This window comes from Acrocarpospora corrugata (assembly GCF_009687845.1).
Taxonomy (GTDB): Bacteria; Actinomycetota; Actinomycetes; order Streptosporangiales; family Streptosporangiaceae; genus Acrocarpospora; species Acrocarpospora corrugata.
Map to the genome: position 1 here is coordinate 48,585 of NZ_BLAD01000081.1, position 21,004 is coordinate 69,588.

The following is a 21,004-nucleotide window of genomic DNA, read 5'->3' on the forward strand; positions in this document are numbered from 1 at the left end:
GGCGGGAAATCGAGGAGGGAATATGCACGATCGCGGGCTCGCGTTTGATCTGTCGCGGTTGGTCGGGCGGCGGGGGGCGCTCGGGCTGTTCGGCGGGGCGGTGCTGGTGGGCGCGGTGGGCTGTTCCACGAACGAAGAACCGCCCGCGACGACAGGACAGCCGGCGGCAGGGCAGGAGGAGATTCCCGACGAAACCGCTGGGCCCTATCCGGGGGACGGGTCCAATGGGCCTAATGCGCTGAGTCAGAGCGGGGTCGTCCGGGAGGACATCCGGTCGAGTTTCGGGTCGGGATCGGGGGTGGCGGAAGGGGTTCCGCTGGTCCTGGAACTCAATGTCGTCAATGCGGCCGGCGCGGCTGTTTACCTCTGGCACTGCGACCGGGAGGGGAGATATTCGATGTACTCGGAGGGGGTCACCGAGGAGAACTACCTGCGTGGTGTCCAGGAGGCGGGCGCGGACGGACGGGTCCGGTTCACCACGATCTTCCCGGGCGCGTACGCGGGACGGTGGCCGCACATTCATTTCGAGGTGTACGCAAGCCTCGCCGAGGCCACCGCGGCTTCGGACAGCGTCAAAACCACGCAGTTGGCGTTTCCGGCGGAGGTGTGCGCCGAGGTGTACACGACTTCCGGGTACGAGCAGAGCGCCGCCAATCTGCAGGGGTCCTCGTTGGAGGACGACAACGTGTTCAGCGACGGGTATTCGGCGCAGCTCGCGACCCTTACCGGTGACGCCACGAACGGTTATACGGCCACGCTGGACGTCCGCGTCTGAGACCTCCTAATGGACCCAAGAAGCTACGGGGCCGCGTAACCGGGGATCGACGGCCACCGTACGGTCATGACGACGGATTCTTCCTCGGCGTGCCAGGAATGGTCGACGTTCTTGCCCCAGACGACGTAGTCGCCCTGGTTGGCCAGGAGGACGGTCCGGTCGGGGAGCTCTATCCGGAACCGGCCGCTGATCAGGATGAGCAGGGCGGTGCGGTGTTCGCCGGTCACCCACTGGGAGCGTTCGTCGCCGGCGCGGTGGATGCCCCATTTGATCTCGACGTCCTCGCTGTGCCGTACCTCATCGGGGGCTTTGAAATGGCCCAGGAGCCAGCCCCGATCGGTCGCCGCGTCCACGTTCGCGTTCCCCACATACACGTTCACGGGCGATTACAGTACCAAGTAGCATGATGCCATAGTGCAAAATGCTATAAGGGGTGACTGGATGGCGCGTGGTCCGGATCTGGTGGGTCTGTGTGTGCTTGGGCTGTTGAATCTGCGGCCCAGCCACCCGTATGAGCTGCATCGATTCATCGTGGACACGCGCAAGGATTTCGTCACCGGGCTGCCGAGGAGTCTGTATCACGCCGTGGATCGGCTGGTCGCGGCCGGATTCATCGTTCCGGCTGCCGTCAGCCGGGATGGGCGGCGGCCGGAACGCACGGTGTTCACGATCACGCCGGCCGGGCGGACGGAACTGGCGACCCGGGTGCGGGCGCTACTCGAACAACCCGACCCGGATGCGCGCATTCTTCATGCCGCCCTGTCTTTGACGGGCGCCCTGCCACCTGCCGAGGCCGAAGCGGCGCTGGCCAAGCGAGCTGCCTCGCTGGAAAGCGCACTCGCGTCTATCCATGCGCAGTTGGAGCAAGCGAGCTATCTGCCCCGACTGGTCCTGCTGGAGGCGGACTTCGACCGCACGCTCAAAGCCGCCGAACTGGCCTGGGTGAGCGACCTGCTCGCCGACCTCAGATCTGGAGCCCTCACGTGGGACCTGGAATCCACCGCCGCCCTCCTGGAGAGACACCATGCGGACGATATGTGAAGTCCACGGCGTGATCGAAGCCCCGGCCGACCGCGTCTCCGCGCTTCTGCTCGCGGTACGGCCCGGCCAGGTCGGACCGGATAACTGCTGGTTACTGACCTCCCACGGAGGCGTCCTCACCGGCGGCCCGGAACGATTCACCCTGACCACACCCAGCCACTCCATGACCGTCGAAGTCGGCCCATCCTGGCTGGCAGCCCAAGGCGGATGGTGGTATCGCGGCGAATATCACATCAAACCCCACCCAAACGGCACCGAACTCGTGCACCGCGTCCTCAACGCGGCCGAATGGATGCGCTGGGGCGTCCCCCTGGCCAACCGCTTCTTCGTCGGCTTCGAGGCGACCACCCGGCAGGGATTCGCATCGCTACTGGATCGGGTGACCGCGGAATTGACGAGCGGACCCGCTTCAGGCGGCTCAGCGCGCTGAAGCGGACCCGTAAGGGCTTCTAAGCCAGGCGGATCGAGCCCTTCTTGACGGTGATGCGCTTCTTGGGGAGTGACTTGGTCGCCGGGCCCTGGACGACGTGGCCGGTGGCGATGGCGAATTTGCTGCCGTGGCAGGGGCAGTTGATGGTTCGGCCGCCGACGCTGGCGACGGTGCAGCCCTGGTGGGTGCATTTGGCGGTGAAGCAGCGGAAGACGCCCTTGCTGGGCTGGGTGACCACGAAGCGGGAACTGCCCACCTTGATGATTTTGCCGCCGCGTAACGGGATGCTCTTGGTTTTCGCCAGGAAGGCTCCTTGGGCGGTTTCGGTGTCGGCGGTGGCCGGCCGGACCAGGGCGACAGCTGAGGTGAGGGCGGCGGTGAGGCCGCCGGTGAGGCTGCGGAAGATGAACTTACGACGGGAAGTTCCCGGTTCCTCCATGGAAGTGCCCTTCTGATCGCACGAACACGGATGCCCCCGTACGGGGAACGGATGCCGGGATGATGTGGTTCAGAGGGGTTTGAGGCGGAGGCGTAGGCACGTTGCGGAAGTGTCGGCGACGGTGAGGGTGCCGCCGTGGGCGTGCGCGATCTCGCGGGCGATCGCGAGCCCGAGCCCGGCGCCGCCGGCGTCCCGGTCGCGGGCCTCGTCCAGGCGGGTGAAGCGGTCGAAAACCGATTCGCGGTGCTCTGGAGGGATGCCGGGACCGTCGTCGATGACATCCAGGGTGGCGTCGGCGGTGAGGCGGACGGTGATCGTGGAGTCGGCGTGCCGGAGGGCGTTGCCGAGGAGATTGGTGATCACCCGGGTGAGATGAGTGGGGGAGCCCTTCACCAGAACATCTGGCGCTATTTCCAGAAAAATCGGCATCTGGGGGTGGAGGCGGAGGGCCTCTTCTGTGGCCAACTGGCCCAGGTCGACCTCTTCGGTGCGCAAGGGTTCTCCGGCGTCCAGGCGGGCCAGGAGAAGCAGGTCGGCGGCGATGGTCTGGAGCCGGGTCACGTCGGTGAGCGACTCGCGGGCCAACTCGGGCGCGGCCCGTTCGCCCAGCTCCAGACGGGTACGCAGCGTGGCGATCGGACTCCGCAGCTCATGCGCCGCATCCGCGACGAACCTCTTGTGATGCTCGACCGCGGTCTCAAGCCGGTCAAGCGTGGCGTTGACCGTACGAGCCAGGGCGTTGATCTCATCACGGGCAACCGGCACTGGAACACGTTGATGCAGGTCGCGTGCCGTTATGTCGGCCAGTTTGGCGGTAATTCCGGATACGGGAACCAGGGCTTTGCTCATGAAAAGCCAGGTCAGCACCGCTACCAGGAGCAACAGGGCGGGGATTCCGAAAATCAGCAGAGTGCGCAGGGCGGCGAGCGCCTGTTCGGTCGGCTGCAGCGACGCCCGGGCGCTGACCACCAGCGGTCCGGATTTCGTGTCGACCGTCTCCGTGACGAAGATGTAGCCCTCCTGGGTCCAGCTCTCGCCGCGCACCCCCGGCCGCAGAACCTGCACGTCAGGATCCAGCGCCACGCCGGCGTTGGTGGCCGTCGTCGTTCCCAGGCCGACCGCGGGCGTCACCGGAATCGCGGGCACCGCCAGATGTCCCATCACACTGGTCATCCGCAACGACGCCTGGTCGGTCGCGCTCCGCACCAGACTCCCCCGCAGCACCCCGGTCAGCACCACCGCCGCAGCCGCCAGCGCCACCGCGACCACCAGCGTCGCCACCACGGTCGCCCGCACCCGAAGCGACCATCCTCCGACCAGCGCTTTCACCGCCGACCCTCCAACCGGTAGCCGGCTCCTCTGATCGTGGTCAGCGTGGTACGCCCGAAGGGCGCGTCGATTTTGCGGCGAAGCGCGCTCACATAGACCTCGATGATGCTGGGATCACCGTCGTACGCGAAATCCCACGCCTGAGCGAGAAGTTCAGCTTTCGAGACGACTTCGCCCGGGCGGCGGGCGAGGGCGTGCAGCACGGCGAACTCCTTCGGGGTGAGGGCGATCGTGGTCTCGCCGCGGCGGCAGGTCAGGCTGGCGGGGTCCACCACCAGGTCGCCGACGGTCAGCGCGGCCGGACGTTCGCGGCCACCGCGGCGGATGAGGGCGCGGAGGCGGGCCAGCAGCACGACGTAGGAGAAGGGCTTGGAGAGGAAGTCGTCAGCACCCGTGTCGAGAGCTTCGGCTTCGTCGTATTCACCGTCTTTGGCGGTGAGAATCATGATGGGCGTCCAGTTCTCCGCATCGCGGAGACGGCGGCAGACGGCGTAACCGTTCAGGCGCGGCAGCATGACATCCAGGACGATCGCGTCATAGCTGTTCTCACCGGCTAACCAGAGACCTTCTACGCCGTCGTGGGCGATGTCGACGGCGAACCCCTCCTCGGCCAGGCCGCTCTTCATCAGGTCGGCCAGTCGTCGTTCGTCTTCCACCAGCAGCACGCGCATGACTTTCAGGGTGCCCGAACCCACCTAAAGACAGCCTGAAGATCACTTCAGGTGCCTTCAGGTCCAGTTCAGGTACGGATCGAGATGGTGGACCCAATCGATCAGAAGGAGCTCCGCATGCCAGGAAAACGCATGATCACCGTGGGCGCGCTGGTGCTCGCCCTCACCACCACCCTCACCGGCGCCGCCAACGCCACCGAGGACCCCCCCACCTGCGAGAAGGGCCTCACCGTCACCTTGCAACTCAAGGACGGAAAGGTCTACGTCAACGGCAAGGAGGTCGACGCCGTCCCCGCCATCCCGGCGACCCCCGCCCTCCTCGACCCCAACGCGACCACCGCCCCCGCGCCACCGGGCACCGTCCTCTCCTCCGACGCCCCCGTCCGCTCCATCGCACCGCTCCCCTCCGGCGCACCGCTCCCCTCGGGCACCCCCCAGTTCACGGTGACCACCGAAGCCGGCGCGGTACAAGTCCAAGGACGCCTCGTAGCCCAGGGGACAGGCGTCGCAGGCGTAACCGAACCCGGCTCCGCCGCCCCCACACCGCCACCCGGCGCGATCACCTGCGCTGCCCCCGCCGTCCCTCCCACCGAATGACCAAGCCGTAGGGTTCCTCGCCGTTATCCGGCGCCGTTTACGCCCGACCCACTTCTCGCCGCACCGGCGCCAGAAGGGCCTGGCCTTCCGGCGGCCCGCCTGAACCAAGAATGTAGGCCGCCAGTCCTCGCCAAATCAGTTGCCTGGCTGGCGTCTGACGTTGGGGCGGGCCGTCAGTTCCGTGTTGCGGAGTCGCGGGCAGGATCGTCACCGCAGCTGGCGACTACCACCAGCGGGAACGGCGGCGGATGGCGGTGAGTCAGGGGATGGGCTACGTGAACGAAGGGTGGGGGCCGAGGGCCCAGTATTCGTAGAGGCCGTGGCCGGTGTTGTTTTCGTATTCGAAGCGGGCCACGGCGTCGACCAGGCCCCACATTTTGGGGGCGTCGTCGGGGAGGGTGTAGGTGACGCCTTCCACGACGGGGGTGGGGCCCTGGTACATGCCGTGGCGCCAGTTGGGTTCCAGGCCGTAGCCGGTGCCGAGCATGAGGTGGACGGGGAGGAGGAGGGTGCAGCGGACGTCGAAGGGCTTGCCGGTGGGTGGGGAGAAGGTCAGGACGGCGGATTGCACGTCGCGGGTGCCGGGGGCGTAGACGGGGTGGTATTCGGGGCGGCCGAGATATTCGTCTTCCCTGCCGTCGGACCAGACCCGGACGGCTTCTTCGAGAACCCGGCGGCCCTTCTCGTCCTCCTGGATGATGCACAGAATCGCGTGGTCGTCGAATTTCATCGGCGTGTACAGCCAGTAGAACGTGCCCGCGTTCTTGACCTGGATCCCGGGCGGCTCGGATTCGCCGACGGGCCGGATACCCCAGGACCGGTCGCGGGCGCCCTGCCACCGATCCGGCGTAACGAAGACGCGCTCGTCGCCGACCAGGATGTGACCGGTCCAGGAGCCGGTCTGCGCCATCCGGGTGGAGTCGAACACCACCCGCTCCTGCCACCGCAGGAAATGCCGGGGCTCCAGCGTCGCCGGAATACTGCCCTCCCAGGTCAGATCGAAGGACAGCCCATGCTCGTTCGGTTCCAGGACGACCCGCAGCCGCTTCAGCCCTTCGAGCACCTCGACCCGGAACGGCCCCACCGCCGTGTCCATCCGATCGACCCCGAGCTCCCGCGACGCCCGGACCACCCGGTGCAGGTCCCGATAGCGCACGCACGCGAACGCGTCGGTGACCCCCAGGTTCGGATACTGCCCCATCCCCACGATCAGCATCAGCTCGTCGGAGCCGGCGTGGCAGTTGAAGTAGTACCGGTCGTAGAAGTTCCGGTCCGAGGTGGCCACGTGCCGCATCACCTGCGGCGTCTGGTGGATCGGATAGTCGTCGAGCGGTGACAGCGTCATGCCCGTCTGTCTAACAAGCGCTTGGTACAACGTCAAGATACGGCCGACCCCGAAGGCTCGGCCGTACCCGAAAGATAGAGATCTACGGCTTCCGGCCGGTGACCTCGTCAGTCCGCTTGCCCAGCTTCTCCTCCATGGAGTCAGCCGCCTCGCCGACCTTTCTCTTCGTCTCGTCCGCGCTGTTCTTCATCACATCCGCCCAGTGCTGGGCATTCCTGCGATACATCACGAACCCGATAGCACCCAGCGCAAGCCCGCCCAAGAGCACCAGACTCGGCCAGTTCGTACGCGTCTGCATCTTCATCGGCGTCGGATCGACCCGTCGTGCCGTCTGCGCGAGCAACGCGCTCAGGCGCGGGGCGAGTTGATCCTCGACCGAGTGGGCCGCATGGTCTAGCTTGGGTGCAGCCCACACCCGGGCATCTTCGAACCGGCTGTACGCGCCCTCGCGGGCGTTGCTGGCCATCGGACCGACCTTGTCGGCTGCCCGAACGGCTTGGGCCTTCATTCGGCCCGACCACGTCGTCGGTAGGACCATTTCGACGCGGCGTCTTCTGAGATTCAGGGACACGGCAAACCTCCCCTGTGGTTGGGGCCCCGTTGCGTCCCCTTCCCGCCTGAATAGCCCTCAATCCTGGCCGGCCGCCGGTGGGAGCCTCGATACCCTGTCATCGGACAATGAACACCGAGACCGGAACTATCAGCGACCCAAGGGGGCGGCCTTCGCATGGCTGAGAACCTCATCGCGAATCTGCGTACCAACCATGGCACGATTCGCGTCAAACTCTTCCCGAACCAAGCGCCCAAGACGGTGCGCAACTTCGTCGAACTCGCCGAGGGCACGCGCGAGTGGACCCACCCGGAGACCAACGCCAAGACCAACGCCAAGCTGTACGACGGCACGATCTTCCACCGGGTCATCGGCGGGTTCATGATCCAGGGTGGGGACCCGCTCGGCCTGGGCATCGGGGGCCCGGGCTACGACTTCGACGACGAGATCCACCCGGAGAACATCTTCAACCGCAAGTACCTGCTGGCCATGGCCAACGCAGGGAAGCGGATGGGCCGGGGCACCAACGGCTCGCAGTTCTTCATCACGGTCGGCCTCACGCCGCACCTGAACCAGGGTCACACCATCTTCGGCGAGGTGATCGAGGGCACCGACGTGGTGGATTCGATCGCGGCGACCGAGACCGACAACCGGGACCGGCCGCTCAAGGATGTCGTGATCGAAGAGGTCACGATCGAGCGCTCCTGATCCGAGGTTCGAACGCCGCCCTGGCCCGCCGATCGCGCGGCCAGGGCGGCGTCTTCGTATGGCAGTCTGTGGATAGACCCCTTTGGAAGGACCCCATGACCATCCACCCACCCTCGATGCAGCCGGGTGCGGAAGCGGTCCCCAGCTGCTACCGGCACCCAGAACGCGAGACCTACGTCCGCTGCCAGCGCTGCGAGCGCCCGATCTGCCCTGACTGCATGCGCGACGCCGCGGTCGGTTTCCAGTGCGTGGAGTGCGTGCGCGACGGCAACAAGGGCGTCCGGCAGGCGAAGTCGCTGTTCGGCGGCGGCGCGGTGACCGTGCCCCGGGTGACCTGGACGCTGCTGGTGATCAACGTGGTCGCCTATTTCGGGGAGATCGTGCTGGGCGGCGCGTTCGTCAGCCGGTTCAACACCGCGCCGGGCGCCATCGAGATGGGCGAGTGGTGGCGGCTGATCACCGGCGCGTTCCTGCACCTGCGGCCGACCGGGGCGTTCGCGATCACCCACATCCTCTTCAACATGTGGGCGCTCTACGCGATCGGTCCCGAACTGGAACGGCGGCTGGGCCATCTGCGCTTCGCCGCGCTCTACCTGCTGTCGGCGCTGGGCGGCTCGGTGGCCGTCTTCCTGTTCAGCGTCTACCCGTCGGTCGGCGCGTCCGGCGCGATCTACGGCCTGTTCGGGGCGCTGTTCGTGGTCTCCCGGCGGCTCGGGTACGACGCCAGGGGCGTGCTCTGGCTGATCGGCATCAACGTGGTGCTCACGTTCGCGATTCCGGGGATCAGCTGGCAGGGCCACTTGGGCGGGCTGGTCATCGGCGTGCTGGTGTCGGCCATCTTCGCGTACGCGCCGGAGCAGAACCGCAGTGCGATTCAGCTGGTCGGGGCGGTCGCGGTGCTGGCCGCGCTGGTGCTGACGGTGCTGCTCGCCGACCCGTACGCGCTGATCGCGGAGCTGCAACGGCTGAACGGCGGCTAGGGTTCCGGGCTGTTTCCCCAGGCTGTGGATAAAGCCTGTGGAAAGTCACAGCCCGGAACACCCTGAGCTGCTAGCGCCACTTCGTGGACAGCACCACACCGAAGATGATCAGGGCGAACCCGATGAGCAGGTTCCAGTTGCCGAGCGGTCCGAAGACCGGGCCGGTGTTGCTGACGACGTAGTACGCGGCGATCCAGCCGATGCCGAGGATCCACGACGTCACCATGACTGGCGCAAGCCAGCGCGGGCTGACCTTGACCGCGCTCGTCTTCGACGGCGGCGTGTAAACGGCCTTCTTGCGTACGTTGGACTTGGGCACGGGAGTTCTCCTGGTGGTCACCCGCGCTGTCTTGCGGGTTTGTCAGTAAGCGTAGTCGCTGGCGAGCGAAGTCCGAAGTAAGAATAGTCGCCGCCCGTCGTCACGGCCATTCCGCCGGATCCGATGCCGGATCCGATCGCAGTGTAAACAATCCCCCAACGCGGGCTTGGCGGCAGCGGCCGACGGTCCGATCCGGCATACCTTGGGCCCGTTGTCACATGAGGGGGTGTGCGGTGCGGGCGGTGCTCCGGACTTTCGGCGAGCTCAGCATCACCCTCGGGCTGGTCATGCTGATGTTCTGCGCCTACCTGCTGTGGGGGACCAGCGCGTACACCGAACGCCACCAGGAGCTGCTGCAACGCCAGTTCGCGCAGGACGCCGCGACCGTGCCGGGGGACGGCAAACTGGACAGCATCGAGCTGGGCCGGGCGCTGGCGTTGATCCGCATCCCCCGGCTGGGCGCAGAGTACAAGTACGCGATCGTCGAGGGCATCGACTCCGAACACCTACGCCAGGGCCCCGGCCACTACCCCGGTACGGCCCTGCCCGGCGAAATTGGAAATTTCGTACTTTCGGGGCACCGGACGACCTACTCGGCCCCCTTCAACCGCATCGGCGAACTCCAGCGCGGCGACGAAGTGATCATCGACGCCCGGGAAGCCCGCTACACCTACCGGGTCACCAGCTCGAAAATCGTCTACCCCACCCAGGTCGATGTGATCGAACCCGTCCCAGAACGCCCCGGCAAACGCCCCAAAGAGGCCCTGCTCACCCTCTCCACCTGCCACCCCGAGTACTCCGCCCGGCAACGCCTGATCGTGTACGGCGTGCTCGACGGCACCCAGGAACGCCGCACCTGACCCAAAGGCTGAAATGTACGGACTCATCTGGCGAATGCTCCCCGGCGGCACCGCAGTCAAGCTATGCGGCACCCTCATCCTGATCGGTGTCACCGCCGCCCTACTCTGGTATGTCGTGTTCCCGTGGGCGGAACCCAGGATCCCGCTCGACCGGGTGACCGTCGGCTCATAGGGAGTCGGCTCATAGGGAGTCGGCTCATAGGGAGTCGGCTCATAAGGAGTGGCCTTATGCGCGTCCTCGTCGTGGACAACCACGACAGCTTCGTGCACACGATCGTGCAGTACCTCCGCGAACTCGGCGCCGACTGCGACGTCCGCCCCCGCGACGCCGTCACCACCGCCGACGCCGACGGCTTCGACGGCGTGCTCGTCTCGCCCGGCCCCGGCGCCCCCGAGGACGCCGGCGTCAGCGTGCCGCTGGTCCGCCACTGCGCCGCCCGCCGCCGCCCCCTGCTCGGCGTCTGCCTCGGCCACCAGGCCATCGCCATCGCGTACGGCGCCAAGGTCGGGCGCGCCCCTGAGCTCATGCATGGCCGTACCAGCAGGATCCGGCACGACGGACGCGGCGTCTTCCGCGGCGTGCCCACCCCGGTCACGATGACCCGCTACCACTCGCTGGCCGTCGACCCGAGCACCGTCCCCGGCGAACTCGACGTGACCGCGACCACCGCGGACGGGACCATCATGGGCCTGCGCCACCGGACCGCGCCCATCGAGGGCGTGCAGTTCCACCCCGAGTCGGTGCTGTCCGAACACGGGCATCAACTATTCGGAAACTGGCTCGCACAAATCGTGTAACACGACACCACCACCGGACGACATCTGGGTGAGGGTTTCCGCCATCGCCCCCGAGTGGCGGAAGCCCTCTTTCCGTGGGGGCGTGCCGAAAAGGGCCTCCCCCCGGAGGGGAAGGCCCTGATCGATCAGCCGTTCGGGTTGTCGCCGATGTCGACCTCGCCGCCGTCCGGCACGTCGGGCGGGAACTCGTTCGGATCCTCGGTCACCGGCGGCTCGGTCGGGAAGTCGTTGGACGGCCCGCTCGACACCAGCAGCGTGATCGTCCGGCCCGGCGGGTGCTTGGTCCCCGGCGCCGGGGACTGGTCGATGACCTGACCCGCGATCACCGTGTCACTCGGCTGCTCCACGACCTTCACCTTGAAGCCGGCCGACTCCAGCCCGCTCTTGGCCTCGTCCACGGGGATGCCGATCACGCTCGGCAGCTCCAGCAGCTCGGTCGGCAGGATGATCCGGATCTTGCTCTCCTTCGGTGCCTCGGCGCCCGCCGCCGGCTTGGTCTCGATGACCTTGCCCTGTTCTGCGGAGGAGTTCTTGTACCCGACCGTCACCGTGAAGCCCGCGTCCTGCAGCATCTGGGTGGCTTCGACCTGCGTCTTGCCGGCCACATCGGGCACCAGGACCGTCTCGACGCCCTTGGAGACCTTGAGGATGACCGCCTCGCCCTTGGCCAGCTTGGTGCCGGGCACGGGGTCGGTGGTGATCGCGCGGCCCTTCTTGACGTCGGCGCTGAACACCGGCTCCGCGGTGACCTTGAAACCGGCCGCGGTGAGCAGCTTCTCCGCCTCGGCCTGGGTCTGGTCCTCCACGATCGGGATCTCGACCTGGTCGGCCGTGGCCGGCTGGTTGGGCGAGCTCAGGAACGCGTAGCCGACCCCGATGAAGGACGCGATGATCAGCAGCGGGATGAGGATCCAGGCGGCCGTCTTGAGCGCGTTGTTGCCGCTCGGGGCCCGGTGCCGGTCGCTGCGGCTGCCGCGCTCCTCCGGGCCGTACTCGTACGGCTGGATGTTGCGGGTGCCCTGGGTGGGCGGCCCGCCCTGGGCCGACATCGACCGGGTGCGGTCGGCGCCGGCGTACTGACCGTAGTTGTTGGCCAGCTGCATCGTCTGCGGGTCCATCGGCATGCCCTGGACCGCGCGCTGCAGATCGGCGCGCATCTCGGCGGCGCTCTGGTAGCGGTGCACCGGGTCCTTGGCCATCGCCTTGAGCACGATCGCGTCGCACCAGCGCGGGATGTCCTGGTCGATCCTGGACGGCGGGATCGGGTCCTCGCGGACGTGCTGGTAGGCGATCGCCACCGGCGAGTCCCCCGTGAACGGGGGCTGGCCGGTCAGCAGCTCGTAGAGCACGCAGCCGGTGGAGTAGATGTCGCTGCGCGCGTCCACCCGCTCGCCGCGGGCCTGCTCCGGCGACAGGTACTGGGCGGTCCCGATCACCTGCGCGGTCTGGGTCATGGTGGCGGCCGAGTCGGCCATCGCCCTGGCGATGCCGAAGTCCATCACCTTGACCTCGCCGTTGCGGGTCACCATGATGTTGGCCGGTTTGATGTCCCGGTGCACGATCCCGCCGCGGTGGCTGTAGTCCAGCGCCCGCAGGATGCCGTCGACCAGTTCCGCCGCCCGTTCCGGCATCAGCCGCCGGTCCGCGCGCAGCAGGTCGCGGAGGGTCCGTCCGTCGACATACTCCATCACGATGTACGGCACGGGCGTGCCGTCCGTCATGTCCTCGCCGGTGTCGTACACCGCGACGACCGCCGGGTGGTTCAGGGACGCAGCCGACTGCGCTTCGCGCCGGAACCGGGCCTGGAACGTGTGGTCCCTGGCCAGATCAGAACGGAGTGTTTTGATCGCGACGATGCGGTCCAGCCGGATGTCCCGGGCGCGATACACCTCGGCCATGCCGCCACGCCCGACGACGCCGTCGAGTTCGTACCGACCACCGAGTAGTCGTGGCTGAGTCATTTCCTGCACTGTCCCTTGCCGTTCATCTTGGGGTGCCGCCGGTGTCCATCATCGACCCCATACGTCATGGCGTCTCCTCATTCGAGAGGCTTGAGGCGCTTGGGGTAATTGAGGGGGTTGGTGGAGTCTCACTTGGCGTCTGAGTCTCACTCGGCGTCGCGGTCGGGGTGGAAGGAGTCGGGGACGGAGACGGCGACGGACTTGGCGTAGGAGTCGCCGTCGTGCTAACGGTAGCCGACGGGGGCGGTGTCGGACGGCTCGACGGCACCGATGCGGTCGGCTTCGTCGGCTTCGGCGACGGTGACTTCCGCGGCGTCGGCACCTCGGAAACCGGGATGACCTGCGTGGGTTTGCCATCATTTGCCGGTGCGCCCGAATCCCGCAATTCCAGGATGGCGATCGTGCTGAGACCCAGCGCCAGCGCGACCCCCACGAGCGCGAGCGCCAGCGGCGGCATCCGGCGTTTCTGCTCCGGCGGAAGCGGCGGCGGCACGTAGCTCCGCACCGTGCCCGGCCCCCCGGACGGCGGCGCGCCCACTCTGGTCACGGCCCCGGTCACCGGGAAACCCGCCGGATCGGTGAGCCCGCTCAGCGCCTCGCCGCCGCCACCCGCCAAGCTGTCCCGCAGCACGAGCGCCCGGTCGCCGAGCTCCCGGGCGCTGGCCGGCCGCATCGCCGGATCCTTCGCGAGCATCGCGGCCACCAGGCCGCGCAGCGGCGGCGGCACGCTCTCCGGCAACGGCGGCGGCGGATCGTTGAGATGGTGCAGCGCGATGGCCACCTGCGTCTCGGCCGTGAACGGCGGCCGGCCGGCCAGGCACTCGTACGCCACCACGCCCAGCGAGTAGATGTCCGTGGCCGGGGTCAGGGTGGTGCCGGACGCCTGCTCGGGGCTCACATACTGGGCGGTGCCGAGCACGGTCCCGGTCTGCGTCACCGGCGCCGCCTCCAGCGCGCGGGCGATGCCGAAGTCGGTGATCTTCACCATGCCGTCGTTGGTGATCAGCAGGTTGCCCGGCTTGATGTCCCGGTGGATGATGCCCGCCCGGTGCGCCACGTTCAGCCCGCGCGCGGCCTGCGCGATCACGTCCAGCGTGACCTCCGCGCTCAGCCGCCCGTTCCTGGCCAGAATCGCCGACAGCGCCTCACCGTGCACCAGCTCCATCACCAGGTACGCGGTGTCGTCCTCTTCGCCGTAGTCGAAGACCTGCGCGATGGCCGCGTCGGACAGCCCGGCGGTGAACCTGGCCTCGCTGCGGAACCGCGCCCGGAACGAAGGATCGGTGGCCACATGCGCGCGCAGCAGCTTCACCGCGACCTCGCGGTGCAGCAGCTCGTCGTTGGCACGCCACACCTCGCCCATCCCCCCGGCGGCGATACGGGCGGTGAGCCGGTAACGATTACCGAGCAGGGGATGGCTCATTTCGCCTGCAGCACCGCCTGCATCACGTCCCTCGCCAGCGGTGCGGCGGTGCCACCTCCGGTCGCGTCGTTGCCGGCGCTACCCGCCTCGATGAACACGCAGACCGCGACCTCGGGGTCGTCGGCGGGGGCGAAGCCGATGAACCAGGCGTGCGGCGCGGGCGCGTCGCCCGCCTCCGCGGTGCCCGTCTTGCCGGCCACGCTGACGTTCGGGATCTGGGCGGCGACCGCGGTGCCCGCCTGCACGACCGACACCATCATTTCCTTCAGCTTGTCAGCCGTCTCCCGGCTGACCGCCTCGGTGAACGGCTCAGCTTCGGTCTCGTCCAGCACCGAGCCGTCCGGACCGACGATCTTGTTGATCAGGTACGGCTTCATGACCTCGCCGCCGTTGGCGATGCCCGCCGCGACCAGCAGCATCTGCAACGGGGTCATCTGGTTGTTGCGCTGCCCGATGGAGAGCTGGGCCAGCGCCGCCAGCTCCTCCTCCGGGCCGATGTCGCTCTTGGCCACCGGCAGCGTGAACGGGATCTGCTCGCCCATGCCGAACTTGGCGGCCTGCTCGCGCATCTTGTCCCAGCCGAGCTCCATGCCGAACTTGGCGAACGGGGTGTTGCACGAGCGCTCCAGCGCGTACCGCAGCGAGACCTGGCCGCCGCCGCACGCGGCGCCGCCGTAGTTGGGCAGGCCGACCGTGGTCTGCGGCAGGTCCAGCACCTGCGGCGCCGCCACCTGCGTCTCCGGGTTCCGGCTCGGGTCGTCCTCCAGGAACTCGGCCGCGGTCACCACCTTGAACGTCGAACCCGGCGGGTAGGTCTTCTCCGTCGACCGGTTCAGCAGCGGATCCTGATCGTCGGCGTCCAGCTTGTTGTACGCGGTCGCGACCGTCGCCTTGTTCGGCGCCGCCAGCGTGTTCGGGTCGTAGGTCGGCAGCGACACCATCACCTGGACGGCGCCCGTCTTCGGGTTCATCGCCACCACGGCGCCCCGCTTGCCGCTGGCCCGCAGCGCGTCGTAGGCCACCTTCTGGGCCGCGGGCACGAGGGTCAGGTCGATGCTGGCGCCCTTGGCCGGCTTGTTGCTGACGAAGTCGATCGCCCGGCGGAACATCAGGTCGGGGTGGGTGCCGTCCAGGTACTTGCCGGCCGCCGCCTCGATGCCGCGCGAACTCTCGGGGGCGAAGAAGCCCAGCACATGCGCGTACATCCGGCCGTTCGGGTATTCCCGCTCGAACCGGAACGTGCCACCGGTGTCCACCGTCTTGGCCAGCGTGGTCTTGCCGTCGTCGGCGGTGATCCAGCCGCGCTCCACCGCGTAGCGGGCGAAGAAGGCGCGCTCGTTGCGCGAATCGGTGCGGTAGTCCTCCGCCTTCACCGCGCCCAGGTAGTTCACGTTGACCATCAGCAGGCCGAACATGAGCAGGCAGGCAATCGAGGCGCGCTTCAGAGTGCCGTTCATCGCTGGAACACCTGTGTCAGTCCCTCGTCCTGGATGGCCTGGGGCGGTGGCCTACGGGCCGCGTCAGACATGCGTACCAGCAGGGCGATAAGGATCCAGTTAGCCAGCAGGGCGGAGCCGCCCGCCGACATGAACGGCGTGACCAGGCCGGTCAGCGGGATCAGCCCGGTGACACCGCCCACGATGATGAACACCTGCCAGGCCAGCAGGAAGGACAGGCCGCCCGCCAGCAGCTTGGAGAACGGGTCCCTGGCCGCGATCGCGGTGCGCAGGCCACGCTCGACGATCAGCGCGTACACCATCAGCAGCGCCATCAGCCCGGTCAGGCCGAGCTCCTCGCCGACCGCCGCGAAAATGAAGTCAGAGAAGGCCAGCGGAATCAGGTACGGATGGCCCTCGCCCAGGCCGGTGCCCAGGATGCCGCCCGAGCCGATGCCGAACAGGCCCTGCATGAGCTGGTAGCTGCCGCCCAGCTCGCGGTCGTAGAACTCGCTCGCCTCCGGGTTCAGCCAGACCTCGAACCGGGCCGTCACGTGGTCGAAGACCTGACCGGCCAGGATCGCGCCGCCCAGGAACAGCAGCACGCCGATGAGCACCCACGAGGTCCGCTGGGTGGCGATGTAGAGCATCACGATGAAGGTGCCGAACAGCAGCAGCGAGCTGCCCAGGTCCTTCTGCAGGACCAGCACGGCCAGGCTGAGGCCCCAGGTGATCAGAACCGGGCCGAGGTCGCGGACCCGGGGCAGGTCGATGAAGAGCAGCCGCCGCCCGGCCAGCGCCAGCACGTCCCGCTTGGCGACCAGGTAGCCGGCGAAGAAGACCACCAGCGCGAGCTTGGCGAACTCGGCGGGCTGGATGGTGAAGGTGTCCCCGATGCCGATCCAGATCCGGGCGCCGTTGATCTCCTTGCCGATGAACGGCAGCAGCGGCAGCACCAGCGAGCCGATCCCGACGAATCCCATCGTGTACGTGAGGCGCTGCAAGGCGCGGTGGTCCTTCAACACGATCAGAGTCGCGGAGAACATCACCACGCCGAGCGCCGTCCACATCAGCTGGGTGGTGGAGGAGGCGCCGGGCCGGCCCGACTGCTCGATCCGGTAGATGATCACAAGGCCGATGCCGTTGACCAGCGTCACCAGCGGCAGCAGCAGCGGATCGGCCCACGGGGCCCACCGCGCCAGCACCAGATAGGCGGCGACCATCAGACCGCCCAGGCCGAGACCGTACGTCAGCATGCCGGCGGGGATCTTCCCGTCCAGGCCGAGGCCGACGCTCGCATACGCGCCCATCACGACGAGGACGGCGAAGCCGAGCATCGCCAGCTGCGCCCCCCGCCGCTTGGCGGTCATGGGGACGGCCGCGCTCTCGGCCACCGCCGCGGTCACTTAGCCGACTCCGTCGGGGAGGGCGACGCGGACGGCTCCGGAGTCTTGACGGTGCCCTGCAGCGTCAAGATCCTTTCCTTTCCGGCTTCCAGGCTGTCAACGGGGATGGTGCCGCGGACCCGCGCCTGCTCGACCGGCGGGAGGGCCGAGACCGAGAGCTTGGGGTCGTGCACGACGTGCTTGAAGGACACAATGCCGAGATCGGCGTTGACGCCCTGGAAGACGACCAGTTTGTCGCCTTCCGCGCCCACGTAGAACTGCTGCTGAGTCCACTGATAACCGTAATAGCCGCCGAGCCCGAGCGCGGCGGCGAAAACGATGACGACGGTGACCACAAGCGGACGGGATCGTCGCTTCCGGGCCCGGCGGCCGGAGGCCGAGGCCTCCGGCGCCGGATCATCGTCCAGATCGGTGATCACCGGTTGTGGCGCGGTCACGCCTGCGGCGCGGCCCGCCGGGGTGTCCGGCGGCGCGGAACGCACCCGGCCGGAACCGGCCGCGCCCACCACCGCGGCCACGTGGTTGACCGACTGAACGTCGTCGAGCTCCAGGACGTCGGCCACCACGCAGGTGATGTTGTCCGGCCCGCCGCCCCGGTTCGCGAGGTCGATGAGCTGGCGCACCACATCGTCGGGATCGTCGATCGTCGACAGCGTGTGGTGCAGGGTTTCGGCGCTCACGACGGTGGACAGGCCGTCCGAGCACAGCAGGTAACGGTCGCCGAGCTGGGCTTCCCGGTCCTGCAGGTCGGGGTCGACCTCGCCACTGCCGTCGAGGGCGCGCAGCAGGATCGAGCGTTGCGGGTGGTTGGCGGCCTCTTCCTGGGTGATCCGGCCGTCATCCACCAGCGACTGCACGAGCGTGTGGTCGTGGGTGATCTGGTACAGCTCGCCGCTGCGCAGCAGATAGGCCCGCGAGTCGCCCACATGGACGAGCGCGAATCTGGTGCCGTTCCACAGCATCGCGGTGAGCGTGGTACCCATGCCCTTGAGGCTCGGATCGCGGGCGACCATCGAATGCAGCTGATGGTTGGCGTCGCGGACCGCTGCCTCGATCGTGCCGAGCAGATCACTCCCGTAGGCGTCCTTGTCCAAGGACGACAGTGCGGCGATGGCGACCGAGCTGGCCACCTCACCGTGAGCATGCCCGCCCATGCCGTCGGCGACGGCGAGCAGGCGTCCGCTAGCGTACGCCGAGTCCTCGTTCCCTTCGCGGAGGAGGCCGACGTCCGAGCGGGCGGCGTAGCGGAGTGCGATTGTCATTTGCGCAATTCGATGACGGTCTTGCCGATGCGAATCGGAGTTCCGAGGGGCACCGGCATCGGGCGGGTCACTTTGGAACGGTCGAGGTACGTGCCGTTGGTCGAACCGAGGTCTTCCACGATCCACTGACCGTCCTGGGGGAAGAGCCGGGCGTGCCGGCTCGAAGCGTAGTCGTCGCTGAGGACGAGCGTGGCGTCAGTCGCCCGGCCGATGGTGATGGGCGTCTCCGTGAGGTTGATGATGGTCCCTTGCAGGGGGCCGCCGACGACGACCATTTGACGAGGTTCCCCCCTCTTGGGCTTAGACACCGGTTTAGCCGGTTTGGTTGGCTTCCGGGCAGTAGCCGGAGCCGTGCGTGGACCGAACAAGTCTGTCCGGATCACACCGACCGCGGCAATGACAAAGAACCAGAGCACCGCCAGGAAGGCGAGCCGGATCAGCAGCAGCGTGAGCTCGGACATGGACCGTTTATCTACCTCTAATCGCGCCTGAACACCAGAGTCGTGCGACCCAGTGTCACCCTCGTCCCGTCCTGCATCTCGATCCTGCGGACCGGTTGCCCGTTGACGAAGGTGCCGTTCGTGGAGCCGAGATCAACCAGGACGACCAGCTGACCTTCGACCCGTAGCTCGGCATGATGCCGCGATACGCCCGGATCCACCAGCCGTAGATCACAATCGGTCCCGCGACCGAGCAGTGTGACCGGTGTGGTCAGTTCGTAGGACCGCTGGCCCTGCGGATCATCCTGGGTCGAAACCAGCAGCCGGGGATGGCCGCCGAACGCGCTCGACCGGCCGGCGGGCACATCGCTCACCGGCTGGCGGATCTCGTCCTGCTCCACCGTCGCGCCCCGGATCACTCCGGAACGGATCCGGAACAGCCCGACCGCGAGGTCGTCAGCCGTCTCGAACCGCACCCGGACCGGGCCGACGAACGAGTATCCCTGCTCCTTGGCATACTCCCTGGCGAGGTTGGCCAGTTCGTGGCTGATGCTGTCGGCATAGACCTCAAGCCGCTCGCTGTCGGTCGTGGACAGCTCCACCACGAAGTCGTTCGGCACGAGCGTGCGGCCCTGAGCGACGATCGCGGCACGCTCATCCATCTCTCGCTGAACGGCACTGGCGACCTCGACCGGTTGAAGGTCGGACTTGAACGCGCGTGCAAAGGCGCCTTCAACCAAGCCTTCGAGCCTCCGCTCGAAGCGCTGAAGGACTCCCACCGGTTACCTCCCTTCCTCCATCGTCTACAGGGATCGTATCCGGGTTCAGTAGCACTGGCGGTTCCGTGCTAACCTTTCACAGCACCTGGGAACGGGGGCACCCGCAAGGGGCAAGTGGCGGAATGGCAGACGCGCACGGTTCAGGTCCGTGTGTCCGAAAGGACGTGGGGGTTCAACTCCCCCCTTGCCCACGAACGACTGACCTCGACTGGTCGGAAGCTTAGCTTCCTTTCGTCGGGGTCTTTTCGTTGTTACACGGGGGGGTGACCCCCCGAACCCCCCACTGTGGGGGGCGGAGCCCCCCACGCCCCCATGTTTGGTAAAACAAATGGGGGCGTACGCCAAATTGGGTGCCCAAATGGCTTTGGGCTCGTCGGGTTTTGTTCCGGTTGCATCTACGGTGGCGGGTTTGCCGATGTTGGCTCCGCCGGTTGAATCACGGTTGATGTCCACGGTGGTTGCTTTGTACGGGTCCGCTTCGCCGTTTGTGGCGCAGTGGACGCTCGTGGCGGCGGCTTTCGTGGGGTCGGACCCACCCATTGTTCGGTAGACGCGCACTGCGGTTGCGTTGGCCGGGCTGGCCATGCTGTTTGTTGTTCTGTGTACGTTCGCGGTGGCTGCTTTACCCGGGTTGGCACTGGTGTTCGTTGATCTGCTGGTGCCGACGGTGGTTGCTTTGCCGGGGTTGGCCTTGCCGTTTTGTGTGCGTTTTGCGTTCATGGTGGCTTTGGGGCGCACGGTGACGCGGGTGCTGGTGGTGGCGGCCAGTTTCGCTGTCGTGGCTTCTGGGTTGTTTGTGGGGGCTGGAAGGCCCAGGCGGCCCGAAGCACCGGCCACCAGCCGATCACGATGGGGGTGCGTTGTCGGCCCTCTGCCGTCGGTCGGAGGGGCTGGGGTGAGGGTCGTGGTCGTGCGGGACCCCGGGTGTGTTGCCGGTGGCCGGGGTGGAGGCACGGGACATCTCCTCTGGTGGAGTACCGATCAAGGTAGTGGGTGGGTGGGCTGGTTTGAAGCCCTTGGGGTACTTCGGTGGTTCGGGTGGAGCTTCTGGTGATTTTGTGGATCTCGCTTTCAATCCACTAGCTGAGCGCTTGCGAACACATCTTTGCCTTGGGTCTTGGCCGGTGGGATGGAATGTCCCCGTATTTGGGCATGCGTGCCAGCGGGCACGCCACAGGCGGGTGAGGTAAGCAGCCACAGCCGAGGGGTCGCACCTCGACCCTCATCGCGACCCTAACTCGGTGATCCGGCCGACCACCTCGCCGAGCGGGACGCCGATCGCCTTCGCCTCGACCGAGTACCGCGGACGTGGTCCCCACCTACCCGTCCGTCGAGACGCTCACGCTCGGTCATCCCGGCCCGCTCCACTCGGCCGACGTGGTTCCCCCACCCGCCCACCCATCGGAACGCTGGGTTGGCCCCCGCCGCCCAAGTGGCACTTACACGCGACCCGAC

Annotated in this window: 23 protein-coding genes and 1 tRNA gene; 10 read left to right on the plus strand and 14 right to left on the minus strand. The window is 67.5% G+C overall.

Annotated elements, in window-relative coordinates; translation table 11 throughout:
• Positions 1–22 precede the first annotated feature (22 nt).
• The gene (locus tag Acor_RS32040) at positions 23–775 is read left to right on the plus strand and encodes an intradiol ring-cleavage dioxygenase (RefSeq protein WP_155340516.1); all 753 of its coding nucleotides are present in this window, start codon (positions 23–25) and stop codon (positions 773–775) included.
• A 23-nt stretch (positions 776–798) separates the two neighbouring features.
• Here the strand turns inward: Acor_RS32040 and Acor_RS32045 are convergent, their stop codons facing one another.
• The gene (locus tag Acor_RS32045) at positions 799–1,149 is read right to left on the minus strand and encodes a cupin domain-containing protein (protein WP_218034608.1); all 351 of its coding nucleotides are present in this window, start codon (positions 1,147–1,149) and stop codon (positions 799–801) included.
• A 67-nt stretch (positions 1,150–1,216) separates the two neighbouring features.
• Between Acor_RS32045 and Acor_RS32050 the strand changes: the two genes are divergently transcribed.
• Both Acor_RS32050 and Acor_RS32055 read left to right on the plus strand, forming a co-directional pair.
• On the plus strand, positions 1,217–1,816 hold the full coding sequence (locus tag Acor_RS32050) for a PadR family transcriptional regulator (protein ID WP_155340518.1): 600 nt from the start codon (positions 1,217–1,219) through the stop codon (positions 1,814–1,816).
• Positions 1,800–2,246 carry a hypothetical protein gene (locus tag Acor_RS32055; RefSeq protein ID WP_155340519.1) on the plus strand — a complete coding sequence of 149 codons (447 nt, stop codon included), beginning with the start codon at positions 1,800–1,802 and terminating at the stop codon, positions 2,244–2,246. Before Acor_RS32050 ends, Acor_RS32055 begins: the two co-directional genes overlap by 17 nt.
• Before the next feature lie 19 nt (positions 2,247–2,265).
• Here the strand turns inward: Acor_RS32055 and Acor_RS32060 are convergent, their stop codons facing one another.
• The 3 genes from Acor_RS32060 to Acor_RS32070 form a co-directional block, all read right to left on the minus strand.
• Complete coding sequence (locus Acor_RS32060; protein ID WP_155340520.1) at positions 2,266–2,685, minus strand: Rieske (2Fe-2S) protein; 420 nt, start codon at positions 2,683–2,685, stop codon at positions 2,266–2,268.
• Between the two features lie 69 nt (positions 2,686–2,754).
• Complete coding sequence (locus Acor_RS32065; protein WP_246239427.1) at positions 2,755–4,014, minus strand: sensor histidine kinase; 1,260 nt, start codon at positions 4,012–4,014, stop codon at positions 2,755–2,757.
• Positions 4,011–4,685 carry a response regulator transcription factor gene (locus Acor_RS32070; RefSeq protein WP_155340521.1) on the minus strand — a complete coding sequence of 225 codons (675 nt, stop codon included), beginning with the start codon at positions 4,683–4,685 and terminating at the stop codon, positions 4,011–4,013. Before Acor_RS32070 ends, Acor_RS32065 begins: the two co-directional genes overlap by 4 nt.
• Positions 4,686–4,802: 117 nt before the next feature.
• Here Acor_RS32070 and Acor_RS32075 point away from each other — a divergent pair, with 117 nt between their 5' ends.
• A complete protein-coding gene (locus Acor_RS32075) occupies positions 4,803–5,282 on the plus strand; it encodes a hypothetical protein (protein WP_155340522.1) in 480 nt (159 codons plus the stop codon).
• A 271-nt stretch (positions 5,283–5,553) separates the two neighbouring features.
• On the opposite strand, the gene Acor_RS32080 is transcribed toward Acor_RS32075, so the two are convergent.
• The gene (locus Acor_RS32080; protein WP_155340523.1) at positions 5,554–6,627 is read right to left on the minus strand and encodes an Rv3169 family protein; all 1,074 of its coding nucleotides are present in this window, start codon (positions 6,625–6,627) and stop codon (positions 5,554–5,556) included.
• A gap of 82 nt (positions 6,628–6,709) precedes the next feature.
• The gene (locus Acor_RS32085) at positions 6,710–7,093 is read right to left on the minus strand and encodes a hypothetical protein (protein WP_155340524.1); all 384 of its coding nucleotides are present in this window, start codon (positions 7,091–7,093) and stop codon (positions 6,710–6,712) included.
• Between the two features lie 261 nt (positions 7,094–7,354).
• Between Acor_RS32085 and Acor_RS32090 the strand changes: the two genes are divergently transcribed.
• Positions 7,355–7,885 (plus strand): peptidylprolyl isomerase, encoded by a 531-nt coding sequence (locus tag Acor_RS32090; RefSeq protein WP_155340525.1) that lies wholly within the window; start codon positions 7,355–7,357, stop codon positions 7,883–7,885.
• A gap of 95 nt (positions 7,886–7,980) precedes the next feature.
• Entirely contained in the window at positions 7,981–8,865 is an 885-nt protein-coding gene (locus Acor_RS32095; protein WP_174876229.1) for a rhomboid family intramembrane serine protease, read from the plus strand.
• A 70-nt stretch (positions 8,866–8,935) separates the two neighbouring features.
• On the opposite strand, the gene Acor_RS32100 is transcribed toward Acor_RS32095, so the two are convergent.
• Positions 8,936–9,184, minus strand: a complete 249-nt coding sequence (locus Acor_RS32100; RefSeq protein ID WP_155340526.1) for a cell division protein CrgA — start codon at positions 9,182–9,184, stop codon at positions 8,936–8,938.
• Positions 9,185–9,417: 233 nt separating this feature from the next.
• Here Acor_RS32100 and Acor_RS32105 point away from each other — a divergent pair, with 233 nt between their 5' ends.
• From Acor_RS32105 to Acor_RS32110, 3 genes are read left to right on the plus strand one after another with little or no spacing between them, the layout of a single operon-like run.
• Positions 9,418–10,044, plus strand: coding sequence for a class E sortase (locus Acor_RS32105; protein ID WP_155340527.1), 627 nt, complete (start codon positions 9,418–9,420; stop codon positions 10,042–10,044).
• Between the two features lie 13 nt (positions 10,045–10,057).
• On the plus strand, positions 10,058–10,216 hold the full coding sequence (locus tag Acor_RS42440) for a hypothetical protein (RefSeq protein WP_170317174.1): 159 nt from the start codon (positions 10,058–10,060) through the stop codon (positions 10,214–10,216).
• Between the two features lie 56 nt (positions 10,217–10,272).
• The gene (locus Acor_RS32110) at positions 10,273–10,842 is read left to right on the plus strand and encodes an anthranilate synthase component II (RefSeq protein ID WP_155340528.1); all 570 of its coding nucleotides are present in this window, start codon (positions 10,273–10,275) and stop codon (positions 10,840–10,842) included.
• 125 nt (positions 10,843–10,967) lie between these two features.
• On the opposite strand, the gene pknB is transcribed toward Acor_RS32110, so the two are convergent.
• From pknB to Acor_RS32145, 7 genes are all read right to left on the minus strand, one after another.
• A complete protein-coding gene (gene pknB, locus Acor_RS32115) occupies positions 10,968–12,803 on the minus strand; it encodes a Stk1 family PASTA domain-containing Ser/Thr kinase (protein WP_155340529.1) in 1,836 nt (611 codons plus the stop codon).
• 64 nt (positions 12,804–12,867) lie between these two features.
• Entirely contained in the window at positions 12,868–14,226 is a 1,359-nt protein-coding gene (locus tag Acor_RS32120) for a protein kinase domain-containing protein (RefSeq protein WP_155340530.1), read from the minus strand.
• The gene (locus Acor_RS32125; protein ID WP_155340531.1) at positions 14,223–15,683 is read right to left on the minus strand and encodes a peptidoglycan D,D-transpeptidase FtsI family protein; all 1,461 of its coding nucleotides are present in this window, start codon (positions 15,681–15,683) and stop codon (positions 14,223–14,225) included. The genes Acor_RS32120 and Acor_RS32125 overlap by 4 nt, the downstream gene beginning before the upstream one ends.
• Positions 15,680–17,032, minus strand: coding sequence for an FtsW/RodA/SpoVE family cell cycle protein (locus Acor_RS32130; RefSeq protein WP_155340541.1), 1,353 nt, complete (start codon positions 17,030–17,032; stop codon positions 15,680–15,682). The genes Acor_RS32125 and Acor_RS32130 overlap by 4 nt, the downstream gene beginning before the upstream one ends.
• Before the next feature lie 32 nt (positions 17,033–17,064).
• Positions 17,065–18,330 (minus strand): Stp1/IreP family PP2C-type Ser/Thr phosphatase, encoded by a 1,266-nt coding sequence (locus tag Acor_RS32135; RefSeq protein WP_155340532.1) that lies wholly within the window; start codon positions 18,328–18,330, stop codon positions 17,065–17,067.
• Positions 18,327–18,791, minus strand: a complete 465-nt coding sequence (locus tag Acor_RS32140) for an FHA domain-containing protein FhaB/FipA (protein ID WP_155340533.1) — start codon at positions 18,789–18,791, stop codon at positions 18,327–18,329. The genes Acor_RS32135 and Acor_RS32140 overlap by 4 nt, the downstream gene beginning before the upstream one ends.
• 17 nt (positions 18,792–18,808) lie before the next feature.
• Positions 18,809–19,549, minus strand: coding sequence for an FhaA domain-containing protein (locus Acor_RS32145; RefSeq protein ID WP_155340534.1), 741 nt, complete (start codon positions 19,547–19,549; stop codon positions 18,809–18,811).
• A 108-nt stretch (positions 19,550–19,657) separates the two neighbouring features.
• Between Acor_RS32145 and Acor_RS32150 the strand changes: the two genes are divergently transcribed.
• Positions 19,658–19,740 (plus strand) — tRNA-Leu (locus Acor_RS32150).
• Positions 19,741–21,004: the final 1,264 nt, after the last annotated feature.

Bases quoted from the DNA above. Each gene is read 5' to 3' on its own strand.
- Acor_RS32050 (WP_155340518.1), top strand. From the start codon at position 1,217: ATGGCGCGTGGTCCGGATCTGGTGGGTCTGTGTGTGCTTGGGCTGTTG.
- Acor_RS32110 (WP_155340528.1), top strand. From the start codon at position 10,273: ATGCGCGTCCTCGTCGTGGACAACCACGACAGCTTCGTGCACACGATC.
- Acor_RS32085 (WP_155340524.1), bottom strand. From the start codon at position 7,093: ATGGCCAGCAACGCCCGCGAGGGCGCGTACAGCCGGTTCGAAGATGCC.
- Acor_RS32075 (WP_155340522.1), top strand. From the start codon at position 4,803: ATGCCAGGAAAACGCATGATCACCGTGGGCGCGCTGGTGCTCGCCCTC.
- Acor_RS32095 (WP_174876229.1), top strand. From the start codon at position 7,981: ATGACCATCCACCCACCCTCGATGCAGCCGGGTGCGGAAGCGGTCCCC.
- Acor_RS32120 (WP_155340530.1), bottom strand. From the start codon at position 14,226: ATGAGCCATCCCCTGCTCGGTAATCGTTACCGGCTCACCGCCCGTATC.
- Acor_RS32125 (WP_155340531.1), bottom strand. From the start codon at position 15,683: ATGAACGGCACTCTGAAGCGCGCCTCGATTGCCTGCCTGCTCATGTTC.
- Acor_RS32090 (WP_155340525.1), top strand. From the start codon at position 7,355: ATGGCTGAGAACCTCATCGCGAATCTGCGTACCAACCATGGCACGATT.
- Acor_RS42440 (WP_170317174.1), top strand. From the start codon at position 10,058: ATGTACGGACTCATCTGGCGAATGCTCCCCGGCGGCACCGCAGTCAAG.
- Acor_RS32140 (WP_155340533.1), bottom strand. From the start codon at position 18,791: ATGTCCGAGCTCACGCTGCTGCTGATCCGGCTCGCCTTCCTGGCGGTG.
- Acor_RS32060 (WP_155340520.1), bottom strand. From the start codon at position 2,685: ATGGAGGAACCGGGAACTTCCCGTCGTAAGTTCATCTTCCGCAGCCTC.
- Acor_RS32040 (WP_155340516.1), top strand. From the start codon at position 23: ATGCACGATCGCGGGCTCGCGTTTGATCTGTCGCGGTTGGTCGGGCGG.
- Acor_RS32080 (WP_155340523.1), bottom strand. From the start codon at position 6,627: ATGACGCTGTCACCGCTCGACGACTATCCGATCCACCAGACGCCGCAG.
- Acor_RS32070 (WP_155340521.1), bottom strand. From the start codon at position 4,685: ATGCGCGTGCTGCTGGTGGAAGACGAACGACGACTGGCCGACCTGATG.
- Acor_RS32055 (WP_155340519.1), top strand. From the start codon at position 1,800: ATGCGGACGATATGTGAAGTCCACGGCGTGATCGAAGCCCCGGCCGAC.
- pknB (WP_155340529.1), bottom strand. From the start codon at position 12,803: ATGACTCAGCCACGACTACTCGGTGGTCGGTACGAACTCGACGGCGTC.
- Acor_RS32135 (WP_155340532.1), bottom strand. From the start codon at position 18,330: ATGACAATCGCACTCCGCTACGCCGCCCGCTCGGACGTCGGCCTCCTC.
- Acor_RS32130 (WP_155340541.1), bottom strand. From the start codon at position 17,032: ATGACCGCCAAGCGGCGGGGGGCGCAGCTGGCGATGCTCGGCTTCGCC.